Source organism: Deltaproteobacteria bacterium (assembly GCA_016933965.1).
In the GTDB taxonomy this organism is placed as follows: Bacteria; Desulfobacterota; Syntrophia; order Syntrophales; family UBA2210; genus JAFGTS01.
Window position 1 is genome coordinate 63,203 of record JAFGTS010000040.1, and the last position, 7,864, is coordinate 71,066.

At 49.6% G+C, this 7,864-nt stretch carries 7 protein-coding genes; 4 read left to right on the top strand and 3 right to left on the bottom strand.

The genetic code is table 11. From position 1 onward, the window contains the following. Positions 1-128: 128 nt before the first annotated feature. Positions 129-1,559: a sigma 54-interacting transcriptional regulator gene (locus tag JXO48_09540; protein MBN2284119.1), complete on the bottom strand. Its 1,431-nt coding sequence runs from the start codon at positions 1,557-1,559 to the stop codon at positions 129-131. Positions 1,560-1,862: 303 nt separating this feature from the next. Here JXO48_09540 and dctP point away from each other — a divergent pair, with 303 nt between their 5' ends. The 4 genes from dctP (at position 1,863) to JXO48_09560 (ending at position 6,195) form a co-directional block, all read left to right on the top strand. Beyond that, the gene (gene dctP, locus JXO48_09545; GenBank protein MBN2284120.1) at positions 1,863-2,957 is read left to right on the top strand and encodes a TRAP transporter substrate-binding protein DctP; all 1,095 of its coding nucleotides are present in this window, start codon (positions 1,863-1,865) and stop codon (positions 2,955-2,957) included. Positions 2,958-3,226: 269 nt separating this feature from the next. After that, entirely contained in the window at positions 3,227-3,736 is a 510-nt protein-coding gene (locus tag JXO48_09550; GenBank protein MBN2284121.1) for a TRAP transporter small permease subunit, read from the top strand. Further along, positions 3,733-5,064, top strand: a complete 1,332-nt coding sequence (locus tag JXO48_09555) for a TRAP transporter large permease subunit (protein MBN2284122.1) — start codon at positions 3,733-3,735, stop codon at positions 5,062-5,064. Before JXO48_09550 ends, JXO48_09555 begins: the two co-directional genes overlap by 4 nt. 129 nt (positions 5,065-5,193) lie before the next feature. Continuing rightward, on the top strand, positions 5,194-6,195 hold the full coding sequence (locus tag JXO48_09560) for a YhdH/YhfP family quinone oxidoreductase (protein MBN2284123.1): 1,002 nt from the start codon (positions 5,194-5,196) through the stop codon (positions 6,193-6,195). 139 nt (positions 6,196-6,334) lie between these two features. Here the strand turns inward: JXO48_09560 and JXO48_09565 are convergent, their stop codons facing one another. Together JXO48_09565 and JXO48_09570 are read right to left on the bottom strand one after the other, a co-directional pair. After that, positions 6,335-7,093: an enoyl-CoA hydratase/isomerase family protein gene (locus JXO48_09565; protein MBN2284124.1), complete on the bottom strand. Its 759-nt coding sequence runs from the start codon at positions 7,091-7,093 to the stop codon at positions 6,335-6,337. 414 nt (positions 7,094-7,507) lie between these two features. Beyond that, a partial coding sequence (locus JXO48_09570; protein MBN2284125.1) for an AI-2E family transporter occupies positions 7,508-7,864 on the bottom strand: 357 nt, incomplete at its 5' end.

A 7,864-nucleotide genomic window follows, 5' to 3' on the forward strand; every position in this document is an offset into this window, starting at 1 on the left:
AGTGCGGGGCGGGCAGGTTGAACCACATCAATTGTGGACCCACGCGGAAAAGAGCTGGCATTAAGATGAAATGTTATTGCGGACGAATTGACATAAGAGAGTGTATCAGTACAACTACGGGCGACCGGTTACGCCTCAAGATCGGGAGATATGTTATATTTCTTCATTTTCTTATAAAGAAGCGTCCTATGGATGCCGAGAAGCTCAGCTGCCTTCTTTTTGTTGTTCCCGGAGGTAGTGAGCGCCCTGATGAGGGCCTTCCTTTCGGCTTCTCCCTGAACATCTTTCAGTAACGGCTGTTTCTTTGTGATCGTCTCCCTTCGTCCCCCCCTCGTGTCACCACCTTTGCGGTACAGGTAAAAGGGCAGGTCGTCTCTCCCGATGACATTGCCATCGATTGACGAAAGGGTTCTCTCCAGCACATTTTGAAGCTCCCTGACATTTCCGGGCCAGTCATGATTCACCAGTATCTCCTCAGCCCCGGGATCAAAGGACACTTCAGTGATTCCCGCCTCCTCGGTGAGCTTATTTATTATATGTCTCGAGATGGGCATAATATCCTCCCTTCTCTCACGCAACGGAGGAATATGGAGTGATATGACATTCAGTCTGTAAAAGAGATCCATCCTGAACCTCTTTTCCGGTATCATTTCATGAAGGTCCTGATTTGTGGCAGCGATAAGGCGGAAATCGGATTTAATGACGGACGTGCCGCCTACCCGGGAAAATTCCTTTTCTTCGAGCACCCGCAGCAGTTTTGGCTGCATTTCAAGCGCCATATCTCCTATCTCATCGAGAAATATGGTTCCCCGATCCGCCAGTTCAAACTTACCTTTTTTACCGCTGCTGCTCGCACCGGTGAAAGCCCCTTTTGCATATCCAAAGAGTTCCGACTCGATCAGTTCCTTGGGGATGGCGGAACAGTTGATGCGTATCAATGGATAGACCTTACGCTGACTGGCATGGTGAATGGCATGAACAAAAAGTTCTTTCCCCGTTCCGCTTTCCCCCGTCACCAAAACGGGGAATGAATTGGCGGATGCCTTGAGGGCTTCCGCTTTCAAAGAGTTCATGGCTTCGCTGACACCAACGATGCTGTCAAAGGTATACCGGGCAGAGCGCAGGGTAAGAAGCTCTTCTTCATACTCTTTTACCTTTGATTCCAGAAGACAGAGTTTTCGCGCAAGTTTTGTAACATCTTTTACATCCTTGAACATTACCTGGCCGTACACTGCTATGACCTTGCCGTCCATTTTGATCGGGATCCGTTGCACCACCATGTTTTGTCCCATGATCAATTGAGAATGATTGATCTCTGACTTACCCGTCTTTGCCACGATATGCATGCGGGTATTTTCGACAACCTCGGTGCAGTGTTTTCCGATCTGATCTTCCGGATTGATATTGAGAAACTTGCCATATGCCTTGTTAAAATGGGTGATATAGCCCTCCGCGTCCGTCACCACAACGCCCTCGTGGATACTGTCGAAGATCATCGAGTACATATCGATCCGTTCGGCAATACCCTGAGGTCCAGGGCGGGTTTTCTTTTCCGGCATAGGATCCCTTCCTTTATGTTCAATTGTTTTATTGTATCAGGATGGCTACATGTACCATTATGGATACTTAAATAGTGTTCCCTCCATCTGTCAAGGAATTTTTTCAGCGGCGCGTCAATTCGTCACTATAGCGCGTCAATTCGTCGTTATGCCTGTCTATGCTGCTTTCTGTGGAACAGGAATTCCCCGGCTCATCCATGACTTATGCAATCCTGGTCTGGAAATTGCACTTGTGAAAATTGACTACTTGGCGCAATTCAGCTTCAACGACAATAATTATGGAAGGAAGAAGGAGGTAGATCAATGAGAAGAAGAATGTTTGTCATGGTCATGGCGATAGCGCTGGTCTTTTGCTTTTCCCTGGTATCGTCACCCGCAATCGCCGCACCGAAGGTGATCAAGTGGAAGATGACCTCCACGTGGCCACCCTCAATCGATTTGATCCGGGCGGATTATGCCTTTGTTGAAGCGGCTAATCAAATATGCAAGGGCCGCCTGGAAATCAAGTTTTATACCGGTGGAACACTGATGCCGTCATACGAGGTCTTTGACGCGGTGAGCAAGGGTACGGTTGAAGCCGCCGGTGACTGGCCCAACTACTGGGCGGGGAAGGACCCGGTTTTCGACACCCTTGGCTCATATCCCATGGGTATGACCCCAATGGATTATTTCGTATGGATCTTCGGTGGCGAGGGACACGCTATCTATGAGGAAGCCTACGGGAAGTTTGGAATGATGTACCTCGTAACAGGTGTTACCCCCATGGAGTGCGGCATTAGAAGCAACAAGCCCATCAAGTCGCTTGAAGACATCAAAGGCATGAAGATCAGGATGTCCGGTCAGACACAGGGCAAGCTCCTCAAGGATCTCGGGGCTGCACAGATAGCTATGTCGGGGCAGGAGATCTATCAGGCCCTGCAGAAGGGTGTCATCGATGCGGCAGAATTCTGCAGTCCTTCCTGCGATTGGGGTATGGGTTTCGGAGAAGTTACAAAGTACTGGGCCGTTCCGGGCTGGCATCAGCCGGCGTCCGTCATGGGTGTCATGATCAACAAGAAGGTCTGGGATTCGCTGGACGAAGACCTGCAGAAAGACCTCAGGTTTGCAGCCAAGGCCGCCTGCGTGAAATTCATAACAGGCCAGTACTACGACACGATAGAATACACGCAGAAGTTCATCGACAAGGGGATCGAGATCAACAGATATGATGACGAGGTCCTTGATAGAGTTCTGAAGCTGGTGAACGCTCATACCGAGGAAACTGCAAAGAACAATCCGCTTTTCAAAAAATCGATCAAGTCACAGATGCAGTTCAAGAAAGACTTTGCAAAGTGGCGGGAGATGGAAGCGCCCTTCAGTTTCGGATTTAACCCGAAGGAATATCCGAACCTGGATTGATCATCCCCGAGACTGCGTTACAGCAGGTGTAGAGGTTCCGGGGCTTTCGAGCCCCGGAACCTCACACCTTTCAACAGAAGAAAGAATGCTGACGGCCGTTTTATAAAACCTTTATCCCGATTATTTCGTTACCAGTGATCCTTAACAATTATTCTAACTATGGCTTCATATCAAAAAAAGGGACGAAGCATGTCTTTCAGGCATTTTAACTTGGGAATAATGATTCAGGCAGGGCCCACCGGGATGGGTGGCAGAGGAAGGAGGTGCCCATGAATTTTGCAAGAAACATATCCAAATTTTGCGACTCGATCAGTGAGTGGACGGGAAGGATATTCAGCTGGATAATCGTGCCTCTCGTGCTGCTCACGGTCATGGAAGTCATACTCAGGCGATTTTTCGGTTCACCTACCATATGGAGCTTTGAGGTGCTCAAGCAGCTCTATGGCCTCCACTTCATGATCGTCGCGGGTTTCGGCCTGCTTTACGGGTCTCATGTTTCGGTCGATGTATTCACCATGGTTCTCACGAAAAGGACGAAGGCCATCGTCGACCTGATAAGTTATGCCCTGTTCTTCTTCCCCTTCTGCATCGTGTGTGTCTGGCAGGGTTATTCCTTTGCTGCACGCTCATGGGCCATGAAAGAGACCACGTGGAGCGTCTTCGCGCCGCCGGTATATCCTATTAAAACGGTTATTATCATATCCTTCATACTGCTGCTCATACAGGGAGTATCAGAGATCATCAAACGAATCTATATCATAAAGGGGGTTGAACTATGATAGATATAAGCCCCGAAATGATCACGATTCTCATGTTCGCAGGTCTTCTGATCGGCCTCTTCATGGGTCACCCTCTTGCCTTCGTACTGGGCGGCCTGGCGGTAATATTCGGTTTGATAGGATGGGGGCCTTCAGTATTCTACATATTTATGAACAGGATATGGGGGACAATGGACAATTATGTCCTCCTTGCCATACCACTGTTCATTTTCATGGCACAATTGCTTGATCAGTCAGGCGTCGCCGAGGATCTTTTCAAGGCTCTGCGATATCTGATGGGTCAGACAAAGGGGGGCATAGCACTTGCGGTCATCGCGGTCTCCACTGTTTTTGCCGCCTGTACCGGCATAATCGGGGCCTCCGTTGTCACCATGGGTCTCCTTGCCATCCCAATGATGCGGAAGTACGGATACGACGAGGAAATGTCTTATGGCTCGATATGCGCCGGAGGTACGCTCGGTATATTAATACCTCCCAGCATCATGCTTGTCGTCATGGCGAGCGAGGCGACCCTTTCCGTGGGTAAATTATTTGCTGGTGCGGTAGTCCCCGGATTCATCCTTTCCGCCCTTTACATGGGCTATGTGGCGATACGATGCTACTTGAAACCGGAGCTCGGGCCACCCATAAGCAGGGAGGAGCGAGCGCGGGTCACAAACGCGCAGGTCGCCATGATGGTTCTGAAATCCCTTGTCCCTCCCATGATCCTCATTCTTGGTGTTCTGGGCTCCATATTCTTCGGTATCGCCACCCCGACCGAGGCCTCAGGCGTTGGAGCTTTTCTGGCGTTTCTCATGGTGATCGCCTACGGGAAATTCTCCTGGCAAGGACTGTACAGGGCAGTGGTGCAAACGGCCAAGACCAACACCATGGTGATCATCATTCTCTGCGGCGCCACCTGTTTCACCGGTGTCTTTCTCGGTGTCGGCGGAGGTGATGTGGTCACGGATTTCGTCATGGGATTGGGATTGGGTAAATGGGGTACCTTCTGGGTCATGATGGCGATCGTTCTGGTTCTTGGGATGTTCATCGACTGGATAGGGATCGTCCTCATCTGTTTCCCCCTCTTTCTGCCGATAGCCAAAGAGTTCGGTTTCGACATGATCTGGTTCGTTATCATGATAGCGGTCAATCTTCAGGCATCGTTCCTCACGCCGCCCTTCGGGTATGCCCTGTTCTATATTAAGGGGGTTGACCCTGACAGGATCGATATAAGAAAAGTTTACCGGGGCATCGTGCCCTTTGTATTGCTGATGCTGCTGGGGTTGGTCATATGCGCGTCCTTCCCGGGTGCCATCATGTGGCTGCCTGGCCTGATCGTTGATTGATATGAATTGTCTCTCGCTGTGCCCCCGCCATCGCGGCGCAACACGTTATTGACTTGACACCTGATACGAAAGGAGAATAAAAAACTCCATTACTAAGTGATGCCTTTCACAGCAAAAGGAGAGCAGTTGATGAGCAAAAAATCATACAAGGCGCTGAGGGTTACTGAAGCAGAAGATAATCGTTTCGTAAGGAACATCACTGACATGTCTTTCGACGATCTTCCCGAAGGTGACGTCATTGTCAGGGTGGTCTATTCCTCGTTGAACTATAAGGATGCGCTTTCTGCCACGGGGAACAGGGGCGTTACGAAGAAGTATCCTCACACTCCCGGAATTGATGCCGCCGGTGTCGTTGAAGAAAGTAAACGAGATGAATTCAAGCCCGGTGATGAGGTGATCGTTACGAGCTATGACTTGGGAATGAATACCGCGGGAGGTTTCGGCCAGTATATCCGCGTTCCCGCGGACTGGGTGGTCAGGCTTCCCGAGAATCTCACACTCAGGGAAAGCATGATCTATGGAACGGCGGGTTTTACGGCTGCCTTATCGGTATACAGGCTTGTAAACTACGGAATTACCCCGGAAATGGGTGATGTTCTGGTTTCGGGAGCTACAGGAGGTGTCGGGAGCATTGCCGTGTCCATTCTTTCAAAGATCGGGTACTCGGTCGTCGCCGTCAACGGCATCGTTGACGAAGCGGACTACCTGAAAGATATCGGCGCCCGATCCGTCATAAGTATCGAGGAAGCCACCGATCAGAGCCAGAGGCCTCTCCTCAAAGTAAGATGGGCCGGAAGCATTGATACTGTGGGAGGCGACATCCTCTCGACATCGATACGCTCGACCGCACCGGGCGGAGCGGTGACCAGTTGCGGCAACGTGGCCGCACCCGATCTGCCGCTCACCGTATTTCCCTTTATATTGAGAGGGGTATCGCTGATCGGCATAGATTCCCAGAACTGCCCCATGCCGATGCGGCAAAAGGCCTGGGATAAGATCGCGAGCGAATGGAAGATCCCCTGGCTTGACCGGCTGACCTCCGAAACATCTCTTGGAGAGCTGGATTCTAAAATCGACTTGATGATTCAGGGTAAGCACAAAGGGAGAATGGTCGTCCGCCTCTGGGACTGACGGACCCTGTCCAAAACCATTAAAACCTCGCTGGGCCCGGACACTCTATGAGTGCCGGGCCTTGTTTTTCCCTTCACACAGAGTATCGCACATCAGTAATGCATAACTTCACACAGAAACTGAAATGAGTCCCCTTTTTTTATTCCCAATGCGGTTCCCTTTTCTCGAGAAACGCCATGGCGCCTTCAAGGGCGTCACTGGTGGTAATAATTTCCTCGAAGATACGGGCACTCAATTCATACCCGCCGAGATCGCGATTTATTACTTCCTTCGTATATCGCGTTGCGCGGGGACCGGCCTTGCGCAGTTTTCCTATCATGGTAAAAATGGCGTCCATCAGTTTCTCATGCGGGACCACCTGGTTGATAAGGCCTATTCGTAATGCCTCCTGTGCCGGAATGCGCTCGCATGTCATGATAAGTTCCTTCGCCTTTGCCCTTCCGATCTCTTCGGCAAGTCTGATCATTGCGTATGGACAGGTCACGCCCCGGATCGGCCCTATGAAACCGAATTCGGCTTTTTCTGAGGCGATGATCATATCGCACATGATCGCGTATTCTGCGCCGTGTCCCAGCGCATAACCATTCACCGCCGCAATGGTTGGCAGGGGAAAATTGATAAGTTTAATGATCGGAGATTTACCTGATGCGGCGTCCAGCTCCCGGCGAATCATGGTAATCGCATTCTCGGGATTGCTGAAATCTGCTCCCGATGAAAAGAAATCGTCGCTGCCTGTCAGAACAAGGAATCGGACCTGTTTGTCTGCTTCAACCATATCAAGCGCCTTTCCCAACTCTTCGGAGAGCTCCAGCGATATGGCATTTTTCCTCCGTGGACGATTGAATCTTACAATTACCGTATCTTCCTTCTTTTCATAGAGGAGATTTTCAAATTCCATCTTTTCCCATCCTTTCTTTATGAGAAACATAAAAAATAGGCCACGGTCACTATTGACCCCCGCCGGTTCCATTTTTTACCGATCAGGCAATATACCGGATACCATTATTTCAAAAATGATGTTTCGTTCACGAGAGAAAACCCAACAAAAGACGGCAAAACAAGAGCATTATAAGAATTGTTTGTCAAGTTACTTTCTATGGTTGGCGGTTTAAGAAAAACTTTCAGCATTCAGCTGTCAGCTCTCAGTGGGGAAAGGAGAAAAGATTTAATTTTAAAATTACCCATTTCAGGGTGTTCTTGGAAATGATCAACATGAGAAAGTCTAGTGAAGTATTGAACTTTTATCAGACGTTAGTCAAAAGTCTCTGTCTGGGACGGTTTTCTGTTCAGTTATTGCTGATCAAATAACATTTTATTCACCCGCGGGAGGCAAATCCGGTCTGTTATCACTGATCCCCGCAAGATATCGGCGATAGTAGACGAGGAGCAGGAATGTCATGGGAAGGGCGATGATCAACCCGAATACGCCGAGCAGTTTTCCCCATACCGATAATGAAAGAAGAATCACGGCGGGATTCAGGCCCGTTACTTTTCCCATGATTTTGGGAACAAGAATGGTGTCCTGGATAACCTGAACGATAATAAACACCGAACTTGTTAAACCCAGAATGATCCAAATATTGGTTCCCGTTTCGAGGGAATAGGCAAGTGAAAGTAGAAAGGCGGGTATCAGGGCGATAAGTTGCAAATAAGGGACCATGTTGAGAAG